Raw genomic sequence first — 21,356 nt, forward strand, 5'->3', positions numbered from 1 at the left:
AGCTTGAGCAGAAAACCACGCGTTCTGGTGCACGGCTGGTACGGCGCGGGCAACGTCGGCGACGAGCTGCTCCTGCGCATGCTGCACTCCTGGTGCGAAGAGGCAGGCGCGCAGGTGGCCGTGCTCAGCGTCAATCCCGAGTACACGAGGACGGCGCACGGCCTGGAAGCCGTGGATGCGAACGATTTTCCGGCAGTCGCGCGGTTGATGTCGCAGTCGGACCTGTTCGTGCTGGGCGGCGGTGGCTTGTTCCAGACGCACTACGCGTTCACGCTGCCGACGCTGTACTCCTACGGCATGGGTGACGTGGCGTCCTATGCGCGGCCTGCACTGATGGCCCGGCAGATGGGCGTGCCGGCATTGATGTGGGCTCAGGGCGTCGGCCCGCTCTACGGCGACCAGGCGCGTTCGGTGGTGCGCGACGTGTATGCGAATGCGTTGCGGGCAAGCGTCCGCGACGAGGCTTCGCTGGAGTTGCTCCGGGAAATCGGCGTCAGTGGTCCGATATCGGTGGCGCCCGATCCCGTGTGGGCGCTACCCGTGAGCCGCAGCGTACCGGCGGATGGGAACCCGGGGAAGCAGCGCCTCGGACTTGTGGTCCGCCCTTGGGAAATCGACGCAGGTTGGGAAGAGCATTTCCTGGAATCGATACGGGAGGCAGTCGACCCCGCCGCATACACCCTGGTCTGGATACCGTTCCAGGTGGGGGAAGAGAACGCTTCCGCTTCCGACGCCCCGCTCATGCGCTCGCTGGCTTCCAGGCTGGAGGGATACGAGCACGCCTTCGTGGAACTGTCGGACCCCGCCCAGGCCGTGTCCGCACTGGGGGGGTGCACCCGCCTGTTGTGCATGCGGCTGCACGCACAGATCCTTGCCTTCAAGCTGGGTGTGCCGGCGCTGTGCGTCGAATATGACCCCAAGATGAGCCACACATCCGAGCTCCTGGGGGTTCACGAGGCGTTGCGCGTCAGCACTTCTGCCCCTGGGGAGCGTTGGCGCCGCGGCCTCGCCGCATTGCTGGCGCCGGACTGTTTCGTGGCGGACGCCGCACGCGTGGATGCCATCGGACGCGACGCGCTGGAGCATCGGTCCACGCTGCTGGCGGCGATCGGGCATGTGGCCGGCGGCGATGCCACCCGCGTCTGGAGCGACTCCGGCTTCGACTGGCTGGGCACTTGGTCCTCCGCGTGGCTGCATAGGCAGATCGGCGAACGCGACGGAAAGTTGGCCGTTTTGGAGGATGTTGCGGCGGAGCGTGTCAGGGAGGTCGCCCGCTTGGAGGAGGAGGCCGAGCTCCGGCGTACCGAACTGCAGGCCGTACGCAGCGGAAAGGACGCCGTCGAAGCCGAGTGCGGATTGCTGCGGAAGTCCAGCGAGAAGCTTGGCCAGACGCTGGAGTCCACGCGCCAGGAGTCTCTGCTCCTCCACGCCGAGAGCGCTCGCCTCCGGCAGGAGTGCGAACAGCTGCGCCAGGAGCGCACCTCCCTCCAGGAGGAACGCGGGCAGTTGCGCCAGGAAAGCTCGCATCTCCATGCGGAGCGCGTCCGATTGTACGAGGAGAACAAGGAGCTCCGTACCGAATTCTCGCGCCTCGACAACGAGAGCGAGCGGTTGCGGATAGCGCTTGAAAAAGAGCAATTCCATCTCCGTGAACTCGAACGCGACCTGGCCTCGGAACGCGATCAGCTCAGCGCCGTCGCGGCATCGCGCGACGAAGCGATGGCAGAGTCAGGGCGGCTGCAGATGACTGTGGCGGACATGCAGGCGCAGGCGGATTCCGTCCGGCAGATGTTCGATGCCCTCTCTGGCGAGGTGCAGGCGCTGAGGGTCAGGAACGAGGAGTCGAGAGCGCATATCGATTCCGTCGAGCGGGCACTTTGGGAGCGCACGCGAGAGTGCGAGAGAATGACGGCGAGCTTGTCTTGGCGCATTACCCACCCGATCCGCTTTCTTCGCGCCCTTCTCGTGTTGCCGATGCCCGAGAAGAAGGAGCTCGTGTACAGCGCGCTCAGGTCGGCGTTCTGGTCGATGCCGGAGCCGCTCCGGAGACGGATGGACAGGCTTCGCACTCGTGTGGGCAACCGGCACGCCAGGCGGGCCGTCGCGACGGTGCAGGACGCGCAATCCCCGGAGGTCGCCGACTGGCTGTCCAAGGCGGCCTTGGCGGAGCGGATCGCCATCGTTCCCAGCGCGTTCGAATTCGACGAGCTCGCCAACCAGCGTCCGATCAACCTGGCCAAGTATCTCGCCGGCAAAGGCTACCTGGTGGTCTTCGCCGCCTGGCAGTGGTCGCGCGGGGAACAGCTGTCGAAGTCCAACCGAATGGTCTTTCCCGGCATCTGGCAGATAGACATGTATGCGTTGATCGACCACTTGGCCGAACTGGCGCCCAGGCATGACCGCGAATCGGTCTACTTCCTGACCCTGCCGGCACCCGAGTTGGTGGGGCTGCATCGGGTCGCGCGGCAGAAGGGACTGTCGGTGGTGTACGACATACTGGACGAATGGGAAGCCTTCAATGCCGTCGGCCAGGCGCCTTGGTACTCCCGCGGACACGAAGAGGAGGCGGTGCTGGCCGCGGACGTGGTCGTCGCTGTCTCGCCGCCGCTGGTGGAGAAGTTCGGGCACCTGCGCACGGATCTTCATGTGGTCGGCAACGGGTACACCGCGGCCGTCCTCGGCACGGACCACAAATTCGTCGCCGCGCGTGATCGTGGGGAAAGGACGCAGCAGGCAATCGGCTACTTCGGGCACCTGACCGACGCCTGGTTCGACTGGGGCGTGGTGCTGGAGGCGGCACGGCGGATGCCGAACTGCAGGTTCGAGATCATCGGCTATGGCGAGCCGCAGTGGGTGCGGGACGCTGCCGCGTCCATGCCCAACCTGGTCCTGATCGGCAAGGTTCCACCATCCGAACTGTGGCGCTACGCGGAAAAGTGGAGCGCGGGATTGGCCCCTTTCAAGCCGGGGCCGCTGGCGGTGGCGATCGACCCGATCAAGGTCTACGAGTACCTGTATCTCGGCCTGCCGACGGTATGTACGGGGATTCCGCACCTGGCCTTGCTGCCGGGCGTGGCGGTCGTCGAAGGCGAGGAGGCGTTCGCCGAGGCCTGCCAGCGGAAGCTGCAGGAGCCGCTCGATCTCGAGGCGGCCGAGCGCGTCCTGGAAGATACGACGTGGAACGCCAGGTTCGACACGATCATGGGATTCGTCGACGATGGCGGCCTGGGGAAGATGTATGCCGTTTAGGGTCTGTTTCGCATATCCGTGGGCCACCTACGGTGGCGTCGAGCGGGTGTTGCTGAATCGCGCTTACGCGTTCATGGCCAAGGGCCTGGATGTCGACATTGACGTCTACTACGCGGCGGACGGCGGCGGTATGGCCTCGTTCCAGCGTACGATCCGCGAGTTGGGACTGGATTCGCGGATGCGTGTTGTTCCGACTCTGGTTGAATCGGCGTATGACGCCATATTCGTGATAGATGCGCCGGACATGCTGCCGAAGCAGTTCGGCGCCAGGGCGAAGTGGGTGGTCGAATGCCATACTCCGTACCGCGAGAACCGGGAGTATCTGTCCCGGCTGCCGGAAGGGGTCCAGCACGTTCTGGTGCCGTCGTCGACCTTCGCCGACACCCTGCAAGCCGAGCGCCCGGAACTGGCGGCGAAGATCACGTTGCTGCGCAACTGCGTCTCACCGGCGTATGCGGGCGACTTTCCGCGCTTGCCGGCCTGGGCACAGCGGCCACTGCTCTACTTCGGCCGGTTGGACGAGCTGAAGAATCCGCAGGAGTTCCTGGATGTCCTGGCGGAGCTGGAACGCCGCGCCCCGAACCACTACTTCGGCGTGGTCGTGGGTCCGGAAGTCCCCGGCTACGGGATGGAGCGGCGCATCGATGCGGCGGGACTGCGTGGCAGAGTCGTCCAGATGCCGCCGCTGGCCTTCACCCGAACGGCGTTGTTCCTGGCCAGCTGGTGCAGGGCGGGTGGAATCATGCTTTCGCCCTCGAGGGGCGAAACGTTCGGCCTCGCGGTTGCCGAGTCGATCGCCGCAGGTATCCCGGTAGTGCTGTCGCATCTGCCGGAACACTCCGAGCTCATATCCGCGGATGCCGGGCACCTGTATCCACTGGGAGACATCGTCGCGGCGGCCGAGAAGGTCATCGCCATCGATACCGACTATGAGGCCGCTTCGGAAAGGATGTACGCGCACGCAAGGCGCTTCAGCGACGATGCGTTTGTGTCGGACTGGGTGCGGCTGCTTGTGGAACTGGGGTTGGAAGTCGCTGGATCTTCAAAGTTCGAGGAAATCGCCCTGTGAGTGAGACGAAAAAGATCCTGGTAGCTGTGGGCACCAGGCCTGAGGCAATCAAGATGGCGCCGGTGATCCTGGCGCTGCGCCGGCAGTCATGGGCTTCCGTGACGGTGCTGGCGACCGCGCAGCATCGCCAGATGCTCGACCAGGTCATGGCTGCGTTCGGCATTGACGCGGACATCGATCTCAACCTGATGCGTCCGAACCAGTCGCTCCCGGAGTTGACCTCCAGGATCCTGCTGGGTATGGACGAAGTGCTGCGCGAGAACAGCTATGACGCGGTGCTGGTTCAGGGCGACACGACCACCGTGATGGGTGTGGCGCTGTCGGCGTTCTACCGCAACATTCCCGTGGGTCATGTGGAAGCGGGCTTGCGCACCGGCGACATCCGCAATCCGTTCCCGGAGGAGATGAACCGCGTCGTCGCGGGACGCTTGTCCAAATGGCACTTCGCGCCGACCCGGAGCGCAAGCGACAACCTGTTGCGCGAGGGCTTTCCCGCCGAGTCGGTCCACGTCACCGGAAATACGGTGATCGACGCGCTCAAGGCCGTCGCATCGCGCGACCTCGATGTCGGCGTGCCGCTGCCGGCAGACAAGCGGCTGGTGCTGGTGACCTCGCACCGCCGGGAAAACTTCGGCGAGCCGTTGCGCAGGATATGCCATGCGGTCCGCGAGCTGGTGGAACGGCATGAGGACATTCACGTGCTTTTCCCGGTACATCCCAACCCGAACGTCACCGCGACCGTGGAGGAAATACTGGGAGGCAATCCCGGCGTGACCCTGACCCAGCCCCTGGACTATCTACCGTTCGTCGCCGCAATGAAGGCCTCGTATCTGATCCTCAGTGATTCGGGCGGCGTGCAGGAAGAAGCGCCGGCGCTGGGCAAGCCAGTACTGGTCTTGCGTCGCGAGACCGAGCGGCCTGAGGCGGTGGCCGAGGGCGTGGCGGCGCTGGTTGGGCCCGATTCGGAAGCCATCGTGCGCCAGGCGGGCCGCTTGCTGACCGATCCGGCCGCGTATGCGCAGATGGCCCGTGGTGCATCGCCCTACGGCGACGGCCATGCCTCGGAGCGCATCGTGCGTATCCTGGGCGCGGATCTGCAGGCCGCCTGACGGCTTGAACGATCATGCGCATCCTGCTGATCGCCCACGACTATCCCCCCAGCGAATCGCCGCAGGCGCTCCGCTGGCGATATCTCGTGCGTGAGTTGGTGGGCGGCGGCCACGATGTGACGGTGCTTTCCGCCGCGCTTCCGGGCGCGTCTCCTTTCCGGGGGCGGGGTGACCACGGCGAGTTCATCCATGCGGTCGCTCCTGTGGGTTTCTATCCATGGCTGCTGCGCACCGTGAGGAACCTGCGCGCGCGCGCCAACGTTACCGTGGACGGTCCCGCGGAAGGCGGTGCCTCGTTGAACTGGCGCGGCCGGCTGCATGCAGCCGGCAACCGGGCGATTGCGTTGTTCCGCTTTCCCGATGGCGGTGCCGGCTGGATCGGACCGGCCGCGCGCGTGCTCAGGGACATGCTGGCCGGGGCGCGGCCGGATCTGGTGATTACCTCGCACGAGCCATGCGCCGGCTTGGTCCTCTGGCTTAGTGAGCGACCCGCGGGCGTGAAATGGGTAGCCGACCTCGGTGATCCGGTCCTGTCCGACTACGTGCCCGCGCGATGGCGGCGGCGCGCCCACCGTCTGGAGGCGGACATGTTCCGCCTGGCCGATCGGGTGGTGGTGACCAACGAGTCAACGCGTGATCTGCTGTTCCGTCGCCATGGAACTCGAGCCGGGGTCGAAGTCCTGCCACAGGGCTTCGATCCGGCAGACTGCGTTCCGCTTCAGGCGGGAAGTGCCGATCCGTCCGCCCCGCTGCGCATCCTCTATACGGGTCGCTTCTACGCGTTCCGCACCGGCCGCGCGCTGTTCGAGGCGGTCGCGGCCACGCCCGGCGTCGTGCTTGAGGTGGCTACTACCGGGATGACCCGGCTGCTGAGCAGTTTCCTCAAGCACCATCCGCAGTCGTTCCGTCTGCTCGGCGCACTCAGTCACCAACAGACGATGGCCGCCCAGTGCGCGCGGGATGTCCTGGTGTGCATCGGCAACGATAATCCGGTGCAGACGCCGGGCAAGGTTTTCGAATACCTGGGGAGCGGGCGTCCGATCCTGTACCTGCGCCAGTCTGCTTCCGACCCAGCCGGTGCATGGGTGGAGCGCATCGGCCGTGGCTGGCAATGCGCGAACGACGCACGCTCGGTCGCGGACAGCCTGCGCCTACTGCGGGAGCGCAAGGTGCATGGCCAGCTTGAGCAGGGTCTCGACCTGACGATCGGAGCTGTCGCTTCCGAGAGTTGGGCGAGCCGCGGCAGGAAGCTGGTCTCCCTATGCGAAGATCTGCGCGCGCATTCCCCTCGGACAGCGATGCCTTGACCATGATCCAGAACGAAGAATCGCAAGATCGCAAGAAGCGTACACGTACGCTGCGAATACCGTGGGCCGGACTGCTCAAGGTCGCCGTATCGCTGGGATTGATCGTGGCGCTGGTCGCCTGGGTCGACTGGCCATCTGCGTTGCGGGCCATGTCCAAGGCGTCGCCGGGCGAGCTCCTGATCGGTTTCTTGTGCATCGTGCCGACGGTGGTCCTCGCAGCCTGGCGCTGGTCGCTGTGCGCGCGCGCTTCGTCGATTCGCATGCCGATGATGTTCTACGTCAAGGCCACATACGCGGCCCTGTTCGTCGGCCAGTTTCTGCCGGCGGGAGTCGGCGTGGACGCCGCGCGCCTGGGCTATTTCATGCACGGTCGTGCCCGCCTTTCGCACGCTCTGCAGTCGTTGCTGCTGGACCGGCTCGCTGGCGTGACTAGCGTGGTGTTCGTCATGGCCATTGGGCTGCCCTTCATCTGGGCAGACCTGCCGCCGCTGCTGCGCGCAGTCGGCATCAGCCTGGTTATCGCCACCGCCTCGGGCTTGTCCTTGATATTGGTCCTCGATCGGATCCCTTGGCTGGCGAGATACGGCGGCACCGGAAAACGCAGGAAGTTGATCGACGTAGCGTTCGGCGTGAAGCGCACCATCGCCTCGCGGGAGACCGCCGGAGCCTTCCTGACGAGTTGCCTGATCTATTGCCTCATGATCCTGGGTGTCGTCTGGATCGGGCGATCTCTGGGATACGACGTCCCATACCTGTCTTTGCTTGCCATCGTGGCCATGGCGGTCTTCGTTTCCCTGCTGCCGATCTCGGTCAACGGCTGGGGCGTGCGCGAAGGCGCGATGGTCGCAGGGCTGGCCGTCCTGGGGGTTTCGAAAGAGGCGGCCCTGGGCACTTCATTGTTGTTCGGCTTCGCGAACGCGGTCGTCACCATCCCGGGTGCATTCCTGTGGTATCTGCGCCGCAAGCACGAGTCGATCGATCCCCGTTAGAACCTGTTTCAAGGAGCATCACCGTGAGGAAGTACCTGTATCGAATGCTGGCGCGGTATGTGCGCATGTACGCACGCCCGGCCGACAAGGCGTTGGAGGTGGATCCGATATCCGCCGATCTGGCCGAGGCCATGGAAGGGATTGGCAAGGTCTCCACGGCCGGCCTGGGCAGTGGGGAACTCGAAGGCGCCGACTACCTGGTATTCAATGGCAATCTGCACTACGAACAGGATGTGCAGGAGTACCTGGCGCGCATCCGCCCGCACGTTCCGGCCAGAAGCCGACTGCTGATCGTGACGTACAACGCCCTGTGGCGGCCACTCATCCAGGCCGCTACCACCTTGGGCATGCGCCGCAAGACCCTCGAATCCAATTGGCTTGCCGATGCGGATATCGAGAATTTCCTCGAGCTGACCGACTTTGAGCTGGTCCGCAAGGATTCCCGCATCCTCATCCCGTTCTACATCCCGCTGCTTTCAGCGCTGGCAAACCGGTACTTGGCCCCGCTTCCGCTGCTGCGGTTCTTCTCGTTGGTGAACGTCTATGTTGCCCGGCCAGTGTCTCAGGCCCCGGACTGGAGGCCCTCGGTCTCGATCGTCGTCGCCGCCAGAAACGAAGCCGGCAACATCGACAACATCATAGATCGAGTGAAGCCGCTTGGACCTGACGACGAACTCATCTTTGTCGAGGGCGGATCGTCGGACGACACATGGGAAAGGCTGCTGGCGGCGCAGGCGGCACATTCCGACCGCAACATCGTCGTGGCCAAGCAGGATGGCAAGGGCAAAGGCGATGCTGTACGCAAGGGATTCAGCTTGGCCAGCAAGGACATCCTCATGATCCTCGACGCCGACCTCACCGTCCCGCCGGAGGACCTGCCCAAGTTCTACGACGCCATCGCCAGCGGCAAGGCCGAATTCATCAACGGCTCCAGGCTTGTGTACCCGATGGAAAAGGAGGCCATGCGCTTCCTCAACATGCTCGGCAACCGCTTCTTCGCAGCGGCGTTCTCGTTCGTGCTCGGTCAGCGCTTCAAGGACACGTTGTGCGGCACGAAAGTCTTGACTCGGGACAACTACATCCGGCTGGCCGCCAACCGTTCATACTTCGGGGAATTCGACCCGTTCGGCGATTTCGACCTGATCTTCGGCGCCACCCGGATGGGCCTCAAGGTCATCGAGGTCCCTATCCGCTATCGGGAAAGGACCTATGGGGAAACAAACATTTCCCGCTGGAGGCATGGTGCTCTGCTGCTCGTGATGCTGGTCTTCGCCAGCCGCAAGCTCAAGTTCATCTGACGCCGATCGCCAGGAAGCGCGCGCATGGACATCAAGACCGTTGCAGAGCGACCGAGAATCGAACTGGCCTGCGTGCTGTTCGTACTGCTCGCGTCGCTGCTGTTGCACACCTGGTTGCCGATGCGGCACCCGCCACTGGTGGTTTCCGACTTCCTCGGAGTCACTTCGTTCGCTGCCGATATCGCCGCGCACGGCCCGTTCGTGCAGGGGTGGTACTGGACCCTGTTCAGCGCCGGAACCTCGACGATACTCGCCATACCAATGGCGTTCAGCAGCGCCGACGACCTGCTCGTGGCGAGCACCGCCACAGCGGTAGTCGTCTCGCTGCTACCCGTCGTTCCACTGGTCGTGTTGCGCGGCGTGCTGCCCTTGTGGACACGGTTGCTCGCGGCGGGGCTGATCATGTTGCTGCCGGCGACGACCGTGTTCGCCGGTGTGGTAGCGCAGGACAACTGGGTGCTCCTGCCCGCGTTAGCACTGGCCTGCCTTGCAACCAAGAACGCCTACGGCAGAGGTCGCGGCAGGCCGGTGGCTGCTGCGGTGCTGTGGTGCCTGTCGCTGTATATCCGTCAAGAAATGCTGGTGGCGCTGCTGCCGCTCGCCATCCTTGCGGCGTGGCCTTTCACGGGATATCCGAAGGCTCGGCCGCTGCTGGTGCTCGCCTCGGTCTCGGTGGTTCTCATGATCGGGATCGCGGGTCAGCGCTACATCGCTTCCGGGGATTTTTCCCTGAATTCCCGTCACGGTGGTGCCGCGCTGCTGGGATCCTACATTCCGGGCGCCAGTTTTGGCTGGCTGCCCTACGACGCGTACATCGAGCGGCGTGCACCGGAACTGGCCGGCGACAAGGAAGCCTTGCGCGAACAAGCCGGGCGCTTCGCGCTGGAGGAGATCCGCGCGCGCCCCGGATTCCATCTGGTCAGGCGGGCCGGCGCAGTGCTTGAGACGGCCACCACCCGCGATGGTACGCTGCAGTTCTGGGCGTTCGGCGCGGACGATACATTCGGCAAGAGCCGCGGTCCCGCCGAACGGGAGGCCGCCGCCCGGATCGGGGCGCTGACTTCGGCGCCGGTACTGTATTCCACCCTCCTGCTCCACGTTCTGTTCTTGGTCGCCGTGTACGTCGGTCTGCGATCCCGCGATCCCGCGATTATCGCGATCGCTTTGGCGATAGCCCTCAAGGTCGGCATCCACTTCGTCGTCGCGGTGCAGGCGAGATTCTTCCTGGTGGTGTTCGTGTTCGAGGCGCTGGCCATCAGCCTGGCCGTATACCGCGTGGCCGGATTCGGGCGTGACCGTTTCAGGGGCTTGCCGCTGGTGGCCTTGGCCGCCACCGCGGTCCTGTGGGTGGCCGTCTCGAACCTGGGACGCCTCGAGGCATGGATCCAGCAGGCGGACCAGGAGTGGGAGAGCGGGGCCTTGCGGCACTACCACGTGCAGGTCGGCGGCGCTGTCGCGGATTGCCAACTCGTGGGCGGACGCGTGCTTTCTTCGGGCGCCACCGGTTACGCGTTCGCCGTGGAGAACCCGGATCCGGATCCAGGCGAGTCCGCGGAGCTTCGGTGCAAGCTGCGGCAGTCAGGCGAAGGCAGCATTCGGCTCGCCATCGAGGTGGAAGATTCCTATGCGCCCGGAGATCTGCCGGACCGCATGATCCAGGTTGTGGAAGTGAATGGGATCACCGTCCGCAGGCATGACATCTCGGCCGAAGCATGGTCTGGCTGGTGGTCCCACGAGATACCGCTGCAAACTGGCAAGGAAGAAGAAGTGCGCGTGCGAGTCGAGGGCCTCAGGCCGGACAAGGGTCCGGGATGGGGCGATGCTGCCCGTACCACGATCCGCTTCGTGCCATCGAGCGGCTGAGCCTGAAAGGGGGTTGCCCGCGACCGGCGGGCCATCTCAATCCTCGGGCTTGCGTAGCGCCACTAGCATGCGTGTGGCGAATATGGATGGAAGCAAGTCCAAGATCCCGTCCAGTTTCCGCATGGCCGGGTAGGCCGAGTCCGGATAGAGCTGCCTCCCTGAGTATCCGCCGGACGCCACGTACGAGAGTTGAGCAGATCGCCTGACGACGTCCAGCCGAAGTCCCTCGATGCACGTTCCCAGCGATGAAGGCGGGAAAATCCGCGAAGCATTCCCTTGGGCAGCGTAGTAGTCGGCGTCATCGGCGGTCCAGCCTTCCGGTGCCGTCCAAGTGATCGGTGCCGACAAAGCGATGGGCTCATGATGGAACGCCCCGAATACTATTCTGCCGAGTAGCCCCATCGCAGGTTCGTAGAGGATCGCCCGTCCGCCCGGACGCAGCACGCGATGGATTTCGCGAAGGGCCGTGCCAGGGTAGCGCAAGTGGTGGAATACATCGAAAAGTATCAGGTTCGCCACGCTCGCGTCTTCGCACGTAAGCGCATATACGTTCTCGGTGCGGTCGAGCCAGGGATTGGGAAAGAGGTCGGTCCGCACGCACTGCGGAATGACCTCCTTGATGTTCCCGATTCCGGAGCCGACTTCGATGATGTCACCGGGCACTCCTGAGAGCTCGCTGGCGATCTCCACGTGCATGGCGCGGTACACCAGCCTCAATAGTGGCTTGGAATTCCACGAGGCGAGATTCTCCGTGATCTCCTTGTCGTGCTGGATAATGTCGGCCAAGATCGAGTATTTCCTAGGTTCCGGGTGAAGGGATTTGTCATCGCGACATCTAGGGTAGCACGGCCGAGATTCTCCGCATCCAACTCTGCTCGGCAGGCTTGGACGCCCTGATCGTCCAAGTCGGCTCCAGGTAGTCGCGGTTGAAACCAGAGGTGTCGCCCAGCGCGCTCGCCTCGCAATGCGCAGCCAGGAAACGCTGACCATAGTCGGAGAAGGCGCGCATGAGTTCGCGCCGGGTGAACCATGAAAGCTTCCCGCTGGTGAGTAGGAACTCGATCTTCTCGCATGCCTGGCCGAACGACGACAGCGAGGTCGCGAATTCACCGGCCCCAGAATCCACCGCCGGATCCAAGCCATTCAGGCGGAGGTGGCGCAGGTAGTGCTCCAGCGACAAATGCTCGCCCATGTGGTGATAAGGGTCGTCCCAACCCTGCAACTGGCGTTTGAGCTCCCTGCCTTCCTGGCGGCTCAACAGGGTCATTCCAGCGATGCGGAAATGCCCATCTGCGATCACCTGGTGGATGCTGTTCTTGTTGGGAACCTGCAGCACGAACGTGCCGCCTGGCCTCAGTAGCTGAGCAGCGATGGCGATCATCGCATCCGGATCAGCTACATGCTCGATGACATCGCTGCACAGGATCAGATCGAACGTTCCAAGTTCCTCCAATTCGCACCGGAGTATGTCGAGACATTCGATGCGACCCTTCCTGCTGCCTACATTGACTCGGGCGTACTCGGCCAGCCCAGGATCGATTTCGATGCCCATCGCTTCCTGTCCGGACGCCGCGAAAGCGCGCACCGTTCCTCCCTGGCCGCAACCGATATCGAGGATCCGACTGTGTGGCGCGCCGGGGCCCACGTCGAACTGGCTGCGTACCCGTTCACCCCTGCGATTGGTCGACAGGGCGTAGTCCAGGTACAGCCTCTGGGTCTCGCCCAGGCCCTCAAGGAATGCCTCCAGGCTGTCGGTAGCGGCCACCCCAATGCCGTTGTCGGCCAAGTACTTCGAACAGAATTCCGGGCCTATGCCGTATTGTCGGGAGAGCGCGGATGCAAGCTCCTCATGAGTCATGCGGGTCCTGTCTCCCCTATCTGCGGATGCCGCCGCGCCGGGCGGTTGGGGCGGGGTCGGCGGTCGGGCCGGGCGCCATTTAACTGCACTTTATAATCGGTCTCGGGGTGCTATGCTACCCCCCGCGTGCGGTCCATTCTGTTCTGCAGGCGATCCGTGGGTGCATCACGGCCTTCCCCCTGTCCGAGCTCCGGGCAGGATGTGGTGACGGACCCCTCCAATTCCTTAATTAGTAGAGACGAAGCAGCTAATGAAGCGTGCGTTGATCACCGGTGTCACTGGCCAGGATGGCGCTTATCTGGCCGAATTCCTGCTTGAGCGGGGTTACGAGGTTCACGGCATCAAGCGGCGCGCCTCGTTGTTCAATACTGATCGCGTCGACCATTTGTACCAAGACCCGCATGAGGAGGACCTTAGGTTCATCCTGCACTATGGTGATCTAACCGATTCCACTAATCTGATTCGGATCGTCCAGCAAGTGCAGCCGGACGAGATTTACAATCTCGGTGCGCAGAGCCATGTCGCGGTTTCATTCGAGAGCCCGGAATACACGGCCAACAGCGATGCTTTGGGCACACTCCGCTTGCTTGAGGCCATACGCATCCTCGGGCTCGAGAAGAAGACGCGTTTCTACCAAGCCTCGACCTCCGAACTCTACGGAAAGGTGCAGGAGATTCCGCAGCGGGAAAGCACGCCTTTCTACCCGCGTTCGCCCTATGCAGTGGCCAAGCTTTATGCGTACTGGATCGCGGTGAACTACCGGGAGTCGTATGGCATGTACGCGTGCAACGGCATCCTGTTCAATCACGAATCGCCATTGCGTGGCGAAACATTCGTTACCCGCAAGATCACGCGCGCGCTGGCGCGGATCCATCTGGGCCTGCAGAAGTGCCTTTTCCTTGGCAACGTGAATGCGCTGCGCGACTGGGGGCACGCACGGGACTATGTCGAAATGCAGTGGCTGATGCTCCAGCAGGACGTGGCCGAGGATTTCGTTATCGCCACCGGCAAGCAGCATTCTGTGAAAGAGTTTGTCGAGAAGGCGGCTGTCGAGCTTGGCTTCTCGATCGAATGGAAGGGGCAGGGCGTCGACGAGGTCGGCATTGTCGCTTCCGTGCAGGGCGATTCGGCTGTCGAGGTTGGCCAGCGGATCGTGGCGGTGGATCCGCGGTACTTCAGGCCTGCGGAAGTGGAGACACTGCTGGGGGACCCGACCAATGCCCGCGAGAAGCTAGGCTGGAGCCCGAGGACGACGTTCGCCGAACTGGTTCGCGAAATGGTGGAGGAGGATCTCAAGCTCGCGCAACGTGACTCGCTCGTCACGCAGGCAGGCTATCGCGCATACAGCTATTTTGAGTGAACCATGAACCAGGATTCGAAGATCTATGTTGCAGGCCACCGGGGCTTGGTCGGAGGTGCGATCGTCCGCAGGCTCGGTGATCTCGGCTTTCGCAATCTGCTGGTAAAGACCCATGCCGAGCTGGATCTGACGGAGCAATCCGCAGTTGATGCCTTTTTTGCCGCCGAGCAACCGGAGTATGTATTCCTTGCGGCCGCCAAGGTCGGGGGGATCCATGCGAACAACACGTATCCCGCGCAGTTCATCCGCGACAACCTGGCGATCCAGACAAACGTCATCCATTCGGCCTGGCGCCACGGGGCGAAAAAGCTCGCCTTTCTCGGCTCGTCCTGCATATACCCGAAGATGGCCCAGCAGCCGATCTCGGAGGATTCGCTGTTGACCGGGCCGCTGGAGCCGACCAACGAGTGGTATGCGGTAGCGAAGATCGCCGGTATCAAGCAGTGCCAGGCTTATCGCAGGCAATACGGCTTCGACGCGATCTCCATCATGCCGACCAATCTCTATGGGCCGGGCGATAACTTCGATTTGCAGAATTCGCACGTGCTGCCCGCGATGATACGCAAGTTCCACGAGGCCAAGCTGGCTGGTGAGCCTCAAGTCGTCGTGTGGGGCACCGGAACCCCGCGTCGGGAATTCCTCCACGTGGATGACATGGCGGATGCGACGATCTACCTCATGGAGAGCTACAGCGACGAGCCGCTGGTGAATGTCGGGGTCGGGGAGGATCTGACCATCGCCCAACTGGCGGAACTGGTTCGCGACGTAGTGCGCTTCGAGGGCGAGATCGTTTACGACCTGACCAAGCCTGACGGCACGCCAAGGAAGTTGCTGGATGTGAGCAGGCTAAATGGATTGGGCTGGAAGGCGCGTGTTTCACTGCGCGATGGTCTGAGTTCGACGTACGAATGGTTCCTCGCGAACGCGAGCGAGGTGCGCAAGTCTGGCTAGACTCGGCCCCCGGGTTCGGGCTGTCACGACCCACTACCAGGGGCTGCTTTTTGCGCCTGGCAGGAATTTGCCTGCCAGTTCCGCGCCCACGGTGGCGAATATGGCCGATCCGGCAATCCCCCGGGATTCGGGAGCGGGCTTGCACTCGTCAGCGTAGTGCTGCTTCCAGCTCCGGCAGCAATGCGAACAGGTCGCCGACCAGTCCGATGTCGGCAATCTCGAAGATCGGCGCCTCCGGATCCTTGTTGATGGCCACGATGGTGCCGGCGTCCTTGATCCCGGTCAGGTGCTGGATGGCGCCGGAGATGCCGATGGCCAGGTACAGTTCCGGGGCGATGATCTTGCCAGTCTGGCCGACCTGCATCTCGTTGGGGCAGTAGCCCGCGTCCACCGCCGCGCGCGAGGCGCCCACCGCCGCGCCGAGCCTGTCGGCCAGGCTGTAGACGATGCGGAAGTTCTCCTGCGACCCGACTCCCCGGCCACCGGAGACCACGCGGCGGGCGCTCTGCAGGTCCGGCCGGTCGGAGGTGCCGGCGGCCAGGCCTTTGTGGCGGGTGTGCGTGGGCAGGGCGGCGTCGACTGTGGCCGCTTCGATTGAGGCGTTGCCACCCTTGGCTGCCTCCGGCCACGAGGCAGTGCGGACCGTGGCGACCACGGTCTGCCCGGCCGGGGCCTCGACGGTGACGATCGCGTTGCCGGCATAGATCGGCCGCTTGAAGGTGTGGCTGCCCTCGACTGCCATCAGGTCGGAGACCTGGTTGACGCCCAGCAGGGCGGCCACCACCGGCATCAGGTCCTTGCCGAAGGTGGTGGAGGGACCGAACACGTGGCTGTAGCCGGCGGCCAGCTGCGCGACCTGCGGGCCGAGCATCTGGGCGATGGCCTGGGCGTTGGCCGGGTGGGCGAGGGTGAGCACGCGGCTCACACCGGCAATCTGCGCGGCCTGTTCGGCCACTGCGTCCGGGTCGGCGGCCAGCACGGCGACGTCGATGGCGTCCGGGTTCAGCGCCTGCGCCGCGCTGACCGCGCGTGCGGTGGAGGCGTTGAGCCGGCCATCCAGGTGTTCGGCAACGATCAGCACCTTGCTCATCACAGCAGCCCCTTCTGCTTCAGTGCAGCGACCAGTTCGGCCGCGTCCTTGACCATCACGCCCTTGCTGCGCCTGGCCGGCGGCGCATAGGCGGTGGTCTTCAGCTCCGGACCGGCCTCCACGCCCAGCTCGGCCAGCGCCAGCGTCTCCAGCGGCTTGCTCTTGGCCTTCATGATGTCCGGCAGCTTGATGAAGCGCGGCTCGTTCAGGCGCAGGTCGGTGGTGACCACCGCCGGCAGGTCGACCTCCAGGGTCTCCAGGCCGGCATCGACCTCGCGGGTCACGGTGGCCTTGCCGTCGGCCACCTCCAGCTTGCTGGCGAAGGTCGCCTGCGGCCGGCCCCACAGGGTGGCCAGCATCTGCCCGGTCTGGTTGGCGTCGTCGTCGATGGCCTGCTTGCCCAGGATCACCAGGTCCGGCTGCTCCTTCTCCACCAGCTTGAGCAGGACCCGGGCGGCGGCCAGCGGCTGCACCGGCGCGTCGGTGACCACGTGCAGGGCACGGTTGGCGCCCATGGCCAGGCCGTTGCGCAGGTGCGCCTGGGCGTCAGCAGGCGCAATGGTGGCGACCACCACCTCGGTGGCGATGCCCTTGTCGCGCAGGCGCAGGGCCTCTTCCAGGGCGATCTCGTCGAACGGGTTGGGCGAGAGCTTGACGCCCTCGGTGACCACGCCGGAGCCGTCCGGCTTGACCTGGATGCGGACATTGAAGTCCACCACCCGCTTGTAGGCGACCAGGATCTTCATCGCGAGGAAATTCCTTCCAGTAAAGCTGGGAAAGGCCCCGCCACAGCGGCAGCCACGGGATGGGCTGCGATTCTACCGGAGTCCAACGCGGCCGGGTTGCCCGGCCGCGGTGCCATGCCGGAGTTCAGGTACGTCCGTAAGTGTCTTCGAAGCGGACGATGTCGTCCTCGCCCAGATAGCTGCCCGATTGCACCTCGATCAGTTCCAGCGGCAGCTTGCCCGGGTTCTTCAGGCGGTGGGTGACACCGAGCGGGATATAGGTGCTCTGGTTCTCGGTCAGCAGGATCACCTCGTCACCGCGGGTCACCTCGGCGGTACCGGAGACCACGATCCAGTGTTCGGCCCGATGGTGGTGCATCTGCAGGCTCAGGGTGGCGCCAGGCTTGACGGTGATGCGCTTGACCTGGAACCGCTGGCCGCTGTCGATGGAATCGTAGGCGCCCCACGGGCGGTAGACCTTGCGGTGCCAAGTGGCTTCGGAGCGCTTGTCGCGCTTGATCCGCGCCACGACTTCCTTGACCTCCTGCATGCGTTCGCCCTTGCCCACCAGCACCGCGTCGGCGGTCTCGACCACGATGACGTCATCGAGTCCCACCAGCGCGATCAGGCGCTCGCCATAGGCGTAGGTGTTGCGGCAATCCACAGCGATCACGTCGCCGTGGTGGGCGTTGCCTTCGGTGTCCTGCGGCGAAACGTCCCGCAGCGCGGCCCAGGAACCCACGTCGCTCCAGCCGGCAGATAGCGGGACCAGCGCGGCGTCCTCGGTCTTTTCCATGACTGCGTAGTCGATCGAATCGGACGGTACGGCGGTGAACGCTGCTTCCTCCAGCCGCACAAAGTCCATGTCGCGCTTGGCCTGCTCCCACGCGTGCGTCGAGGCATCTAGGATCACGGGATTGAACTTCCGCAGTTCGGCCAGGTAGCGCGATGCCCTGAACAGGAACATGCCGCTGTTCCAGAAGTATTCGCCGGAAGTCACATAGGCCTTGGCCGTGTCCAAGTCGGGCTTCTCGATGAAGCGCTCGACGGCACGGACTCCGCTGCCCGATGCCGCCTTGATGTAGCCATATCCGGTTTCCGGACCGGTGGGGACGATGCCGAACGTGACCAGCTTGCCTGCGGCCGCGGCCGGCAGCGCCTCCGCGACTGCCCGCTGGAAGGCCAGTTCGTCGGTGATCGCGTGGTCCGAGGGCAGGACCAGCAGGATGGCGTCGTCGCCGCCCCGGGTGGCCTCCAGCGCGGCGACCGCGATGGCTGGTGCAGTATTGCGGCCGACCGGCTCGAGCAGGATCGCCTGCGGCTTGGCGCCAGCCTGCTGCAATTGCTCGGCGACGACGAACCGATGCTCCTCGTTGGCGACCACGAGTGGGGCGCGGCCGGCGATCGGCGCGACCCGATGCCAGGTCGCCTGCAACATGGTCAGTTCGCCGGTCAGTGGCAGGAATTGCTTCGGGTAGGCTTCGCGCGAGAGCGGCCATAGGCGTGTGCCTGAACCACCGGACAGGATCACGGGTAGGAGATCGTTCATGTACTCAGTCCTAGTGTCAGGCTTGGATCAGCTGGGAAATTTCGTCGGCCCGTGTCTGCATCAGGCGTGAATCTCCCCGTGACTCGACATTCAGGCGCAGCAGCGGTTCGGTATTGGAGTTGCGTATGTTGAAGCGCCAGTCGCCGAAATCCGCACTCAGGCCATCGGTGTAGTCGAGCTTCGGCGAAAGTGCCGAGAAATGGTCGAGAATGCGGTCGATCGATGTCTTCGCATCCTTCACCCTGAAGTTGATCTCGCCGCTGCAGGGGAAAGCATGCATGCGATCCTCGACCATGGCCGCCAGCGACGTGCCGGTGCGCGATACCAGGTCGGCGATCAGCAGCCACGGGATCATGCCCGAATCGCAGTAGGCAAAGTCGCGGAAATAGTGGTGCGCGCTCATCTCGCCGCCGTAGACCGCATTCTCGGCACGCATGCGTTCCTTGATGAAGGCGTGGCCGGTCTTGCTCATGACCGGGATGCCGCCGGCTTCATCGACCATCTCGATGGTGTTCCACACCAGGCGGGGATCGTGGATGATCTTCTCGCCCGGGCTGTGCGCGAGCAGCGCTTTGGCAAGCAGGCCGACCAGATAGTAGCCTTCGATAAAGCGGCCGTCGGCATCGAAGAAGAAGCAGCGATCAAAGTCGCCGTCCCAGGCGATGCCGAAGTCGGCGCCGTGCTGCAGGACCGCTTCGGCGGTGGCGGCGCGGTTCTCCGGTAGAAGCGGATTCGGGATGCCGTTCGGGAAGCTGCCGTCTGGCTCGTGCTGGATGCGGATGAACTCGAACGGCAGATGGGGCGCGAGTTGGTCGATGACCAATCCGGCGCCGCCGTTGCCGGCGTTGGTGACGATCTTGAGCGGCCGCAGCCGGTCGTGGTCGACATAGCGGAGCAGATGCCCGACATAGGCCGACTTGTCATGGTGCCGGCTCAGGCGGCCGCGCGGCTCCCCGATTTCGCCGTCATGGCTCGTGGCGAAATCCCGGATCGCGAACAGCCCTGAGTCGCCGCTGATCGGCCGGGCCTGCTCGCGAACCAGCTTCATGCCGTTGTAGTCCATCGGGTTGTGGCTGGCGGTAACCATCACCCCGCCGGCCGCACCCAGATGGGCGGTCTGGAAGTAGACTTCTTCGGTGCCGCACAGGCCGAGGTCGATGATGTCCCGCCCTTCGCTGCGCAGGCCGCCGGACAGCGCGTCCTGCAAGCCAGGGCTGCTCAGCCTTACGTCATGGCCGAGCACGACCGGCCCCGCTTCCAGTTGCCCGGCCAGCGCCACGCCGATCCGGCGGGCCAGTTTTTCGTCCAGTTCGTCAGGCACCCGGCCGCGGATGTCGTAGGCCTTGAAAGCGGGAAGCGTCATCAGTCTGTTCAGTGTGGACGAGCCATCGATTTTACCGGCTGGGCTGGGGCGCGCGAACAGGACCTCCAGGATGCCCTCCGCGCGCCCTTGCCCTAAAGTACGTGTCGCGTCGCAGCATGCCCCGTTAGAATCCCGGTTCTGGGCTTCCAAACGAGGGCAAGCATGGCCGCTTCCAAACTCTATCCGGACGCGAAATCCGCGCTGGCCGACCTGGTGGCCGACGGCCAGACCCTGGCAGTCGGCGGTTTTGGCCTGTGCGGCATCCCCGAGGCGCTGATCGCCGCGTTGCGCGATTCGGGCGTCAAGGGCCTGACCGCCATCTCCAACAATGCGGGCGTCGACGGCTTCGGCCTGGGCCAATTGCTGGAGACCCGGCAGATCCGCAAGATGATTTCCTCCTACGTCGGCGAGAACAAGGAATTCGAGCGCCAGTTCCTGTCCGGGGAACTGGAGCTGGAGTTCAACCCGCAGGGCACCCTGGCCGAGCGCCTGCGCGCCGGCGGCGCCGGCATCCCGGCCTTCTTCACCGCCACCGGCTACGGCACGGTGGTGGCCGAGGGCAAGGAGACCCGCGAGTTCGGCGGCAAGCACTACGTGCTGGAGACCGCGCTGGTGGCCGACGTGTCGCTGGTCAAGGCGTGGAAGGCCGACAAGGCCGGCAACCTGGTGTTCCGCAAGACCGCGCGCAACTTCAACCCGGCCGTGGCCATGGCCGGCAAGGCCTGCGTGGTCGAGGTCGAGGAAGTGGTGGAGGTCGGCGCGATCGATCCGGACCAGGTGCACCTGCCCGGCATCTACGTCGACCGCATCGTGCATAACCCGACCCCCGAGAAGCGCATCGAGCAGCGCACCGTTCGTCAGGAGAACAAGTGATGGCCTGGACCCGCGACGAGATGGCGCAGCGCGCCGCCCGCGAACTGACCGACGGCGCCTACGTGAACCTGGGCATCGGCCTGCCGACGCTGGTCGCCAACCACATCCCCGAGGGCGTGGACGTGTGGCTGCAGTCGGAGAACGGGCTGCTCGGCATCGGCCCGTTCCCGACTGAGGACGAGGTCGACGCCGACTTGATCAACGCCGGCAAGCAGACCGTCACCGCCCGAGCCGGTGCCAGCTACTTCGGCAGCCATGACTCCTTCGCGATGATCCGCGGCGGCCACATCGACTTGGCGATCCTGGGTGCGATGCAGGTCACCGACCAGGGCGACCTGGCCAACTGGATGGTGCCTGGCAAGATGGTCAAGGGCATGGGCGGGGCGATGGACCTGGTCGCCGGCGTGAAGCGCGTGGTCGTGCTGATGGAGCACACCGCTAAGAGCGGCGAGCACAAGATCCTGCCCGAGTGCACCCTGCCGCTGACCGGTGTGGGCGTGGTCGACCGGATCATCACCGACCTGGCGGTGTTCGACGTGACCGGCGATGGCCTGAAGCTGGTCGAGGCGGCGCCTGGCGTGAGCGGCGAGGAGTTGAAGGAAAAGACCGGCGTGCCGTTCGCGGCCTGAGGCCCGGTGCGCCTGTCGTTGTAGGAGCCGCTTGCCCGCGCGCGACGCCGTCGGCGCAGGTGACGGCGTCGGTT

17 protein-coding genes are annotated in these 21,356 nt (G+C 64.6%); 11 read left to right on the top strand and 6 right to left on the bottom strand.

Annotation, left to right across the window (positions count from 1 at the left end; translation table 11 throughout):
- Positions 1-3 precede the first annotated feature (3 nt).
- Genes WQ53_RS11085 through WQ53_RS11115 form a run of 7 tightly spaced genes read left to right on the top strand, consistent with a single transcriptional unit; the run spans position 4 to position 10,884 of the window.
- Positions 4-3,249 (top strand): polysaccharide pyruvyl transferase family protein, encoded by a 3,246-nt coding sequence (locus WQ53_RS11085; RefSeq protein ID WP_158497842.1) that lies wholly within the window; start codon positions 4-6, stop codon positions 3,247-3,249.
- Positions 3,218-4,318: a glycosyltransferase family 4 protein gene (locus tag WQ53_RS11090; RefSeq protein ID WP_082112995.1), complete on the top strand. Its 1,101-nt coding sequence runs from the start codon at positions 3,218-3,220 to the stop codon at positions 4,316-4,318. Before WQ53_RS11085 ends, WQ53_RS11090 begins: the two co-directional genes overlap by 32 nt.
- Positions 4,315-5,427 carry a non-hydrolyzing UDP-N-acetylglucosamine 2-epimerase gene (gene wecB / locus WQ53_RS11095; RefSeq protein ID WP_052632377.1) on the top strand — a complete coding sequence of 371 codons (1,113 nt, stop codon included), beginning with the start codon at positions 4,315-4,317 and terminating at the stop codon, positions 5,425-5,427. The genes WQ53_RS11090 and wecB overlap by 4 nt, the downstream gene beginning before the upstream one ends.
- A 14-nt stretch (positions 5,428-5,441) precedes the next feature.
- Complete coding sequence (locus WQ53_RS11100) at positions 5,442-6,734, top strand: glycosyltransferase (RefSeq protein ID WP_052632379.1); 1,293 nt, start codon at positions 5,442-5,444, stop codon at positions 6,732-6,734.
- A 2-nt stretch (positions 6,735-6,736) separates the two neighbouring features.
- Entirely contained in the window at positions 6,737-7,723 is a 987-nt protein-coding gene (locus WQ53_RS11105; protein WP_052632382.1) for a lysylphosphatidylglycerol synthase transmembrane domain-containing protein, read from the top strand.
- A 23-nt stretch (positions 7,724-7,746) separates the two neighbouring features.
- Positions 7,747-9,021 (top strand): glycosyltransferase family 2 protein, encoded by a 1,275-nt coding sequence (locus WQ53_RS11110; RefSeq protein ID WP_052632384.1) that lies wholly within the window; start codon positions 7,747-7,749, stop codon positions 9,019-9,021.
- Positions 9,022-9,045: 24 nt separating this feature from the next.
- Positions 9,046-10,884: a hypothetical protein gene (locus WQ53_RS11115; RefSeq protein ID WP_052632386.1), complete on the top strand. Its 1,839-nt coding sequence runs from the start codon at positions 9,046-9,048 to the stop codon at positions 10,882-10,884.
- Between the two features lie 36 nt (positions 10,885-10,920).
- Here the strand turns inward: WQ53_RS11115 and WQ53_RS11120 are convergent, their stop codons facing one another.
- Positions 10,921-11,670, bottom strand: a complete 750-nt coding sequence (locus WQ53_RS11120) for a methyltransferase domain-containing protein (RefSeq protein ID WP_052632387.1) — start codon at positions 11,668-11,670, stop codon at positions 10,921-10,923.
- 49 nt (positions 11,671-11,719) lie between these two features.
- A complete protein-coding gene (locus WQ53_RS11125) occupies positions 11,720-12,742 on the bottom strand; it encodes a class I SAM-dependent methyltransferase (RefSeq protein ID WP_052632389.1) in 1,023 nt (340 codons plus the stop codon).
- A gap of 250 nt (positions 12,743-12,992) precedes the next feature.
- Between WQ53_RS11125 and gmd the strand changes: the two genes are divergently transcribed.
- Together gmd and fcl are read left to right on the top strand one after the other, a co-directional pair.
- Positions 12,993-14,102, top strand: a complete 1,110-nt coding sequence (gmd, locus tag WQ53_RS11130) for a GDP-mannose 4,6-dehydratase (protein ID WP_052632391.1) — start codon at positions 12,993-12,995, stop codon at positions 14,100-14,102.
- A 3-nt stretch (positions 14,103-14,105) separates the two neighbouring features.
- Entirely contained in the window at positions 14,106-15,053 is a 948-nt protein-coding gene (gene fcl, locus WQ53_RS11135) for a GDP-L-fucose synthase (protein ID WP_052632394.1), read from the top strand.
- A gap of 148 nt (positions 15,054-15,201) precedes the next feature.
- On the opposite strand, the gene WQ53_RS11140 is transcribed toward fcl, so the two are convergent.
- The 4 genes from WQ53_RS11140 to WQ53_RS11155 all read right to left on the bottom strand — a co-directional run bounded on the left by WQ53_RS11140 (position 15,202) and on the right by WQ53_RS11155 (position 19,780).
- Positions 15,202-16,143 (bottom strand): electron transfer flavoprotein subunit alpha/FixB family protein, encoded by a 942-nt coding sequence (locus WQ53_RS11140; RefSeq protein WP_052632396.1) that lies wholly within the window; start codon positions 16,141-16,143, stop codon positions 15,202-15,204.
- Positions 16,143-16,889, bottom strand: a complete 747-nt coding sequence (locus WQ53_RS11145; RefSeq protein WP_052632398.1) for an electron transfer flavoprotein subunit beta/FixA family protein — start codon at positions 16,887-16,889, stop codon at positions 16,143-16,145. The genes WQ53_RS11140 and WQ53_RS11145 overlap by 1 nt, the downstream gene beginning before the upstream one ends.
- Positions 16,890-17,013: 124 nt before the next feature.
- Entirely contained in the window at positions 17,014-18,417 is a 1,404-nt protein-coding gene (locus WQ53_RS11150) for a mannose-1-phosphate guanylyltransferase/mannose-6-phosphate isomerase (RefSeq protein ID WP_052632400.1), read from the bottom strand.
- 16 nt (positions 18,418-18,433) lie between these two features.
- Positions 18,434-19,780, bottom strand: a complete 1,347-nt coding sequence (locus WQ53_RS11155; RefSeq protein ID WP_052632402.1) for a phosphomannomutase/phosphoglucomutase — start codon at positions 19,778-19,780, stop codon at positions 18,434-18,436.
- A gap of 162 nt (positions 19,781-19,942) precedes the next feature.
- Here WQ53_RS11155 and WQ53_RS11160 point away from each other — a divergent pair, with 162 nt between their 5' ends.
- Both WQ53_RS11160 and WQ53_RS11165 read left to right on the top strand, forming a co-directional pair.
- On the top strand, positions 19,943-20,653 hold the full coding sequence (locus WQ53_RS11160) for a CoA transferase subunit A (protein WP_052632404.1): 711 nt from the start codon (positions 19,943-19,945) through the stop codon (positions 20,651-20,653).
- Positions 20,653-21,282, top strand: coding sequence for a CoA transferase subunit B (locus WQ53_RS11165; RefSeq protein WP_052632405.1), 630 nt, complete (start codon positions 20,653-20,655; stop codon positions 21,280-21,282). Before WQ53_RS11160 ends, WQ53_RS11165 begins: the two co-directional genes overlap by 1 nt.
- Positions 21,283-21,356: the final 74 nt, after the last annotated feature.

Source organism: Pseudoxanthomonas suwonensis, assembly GCF_000972865.1.
GTDB classification, from domain to species: Bacteria; Pseudomonadota; Gammaproteobacteria; order Xanthomonadales; family Xanthomonadaceae; genus Pseudoxanthomonas; species Pseudoxanthomonas suwonensis_B.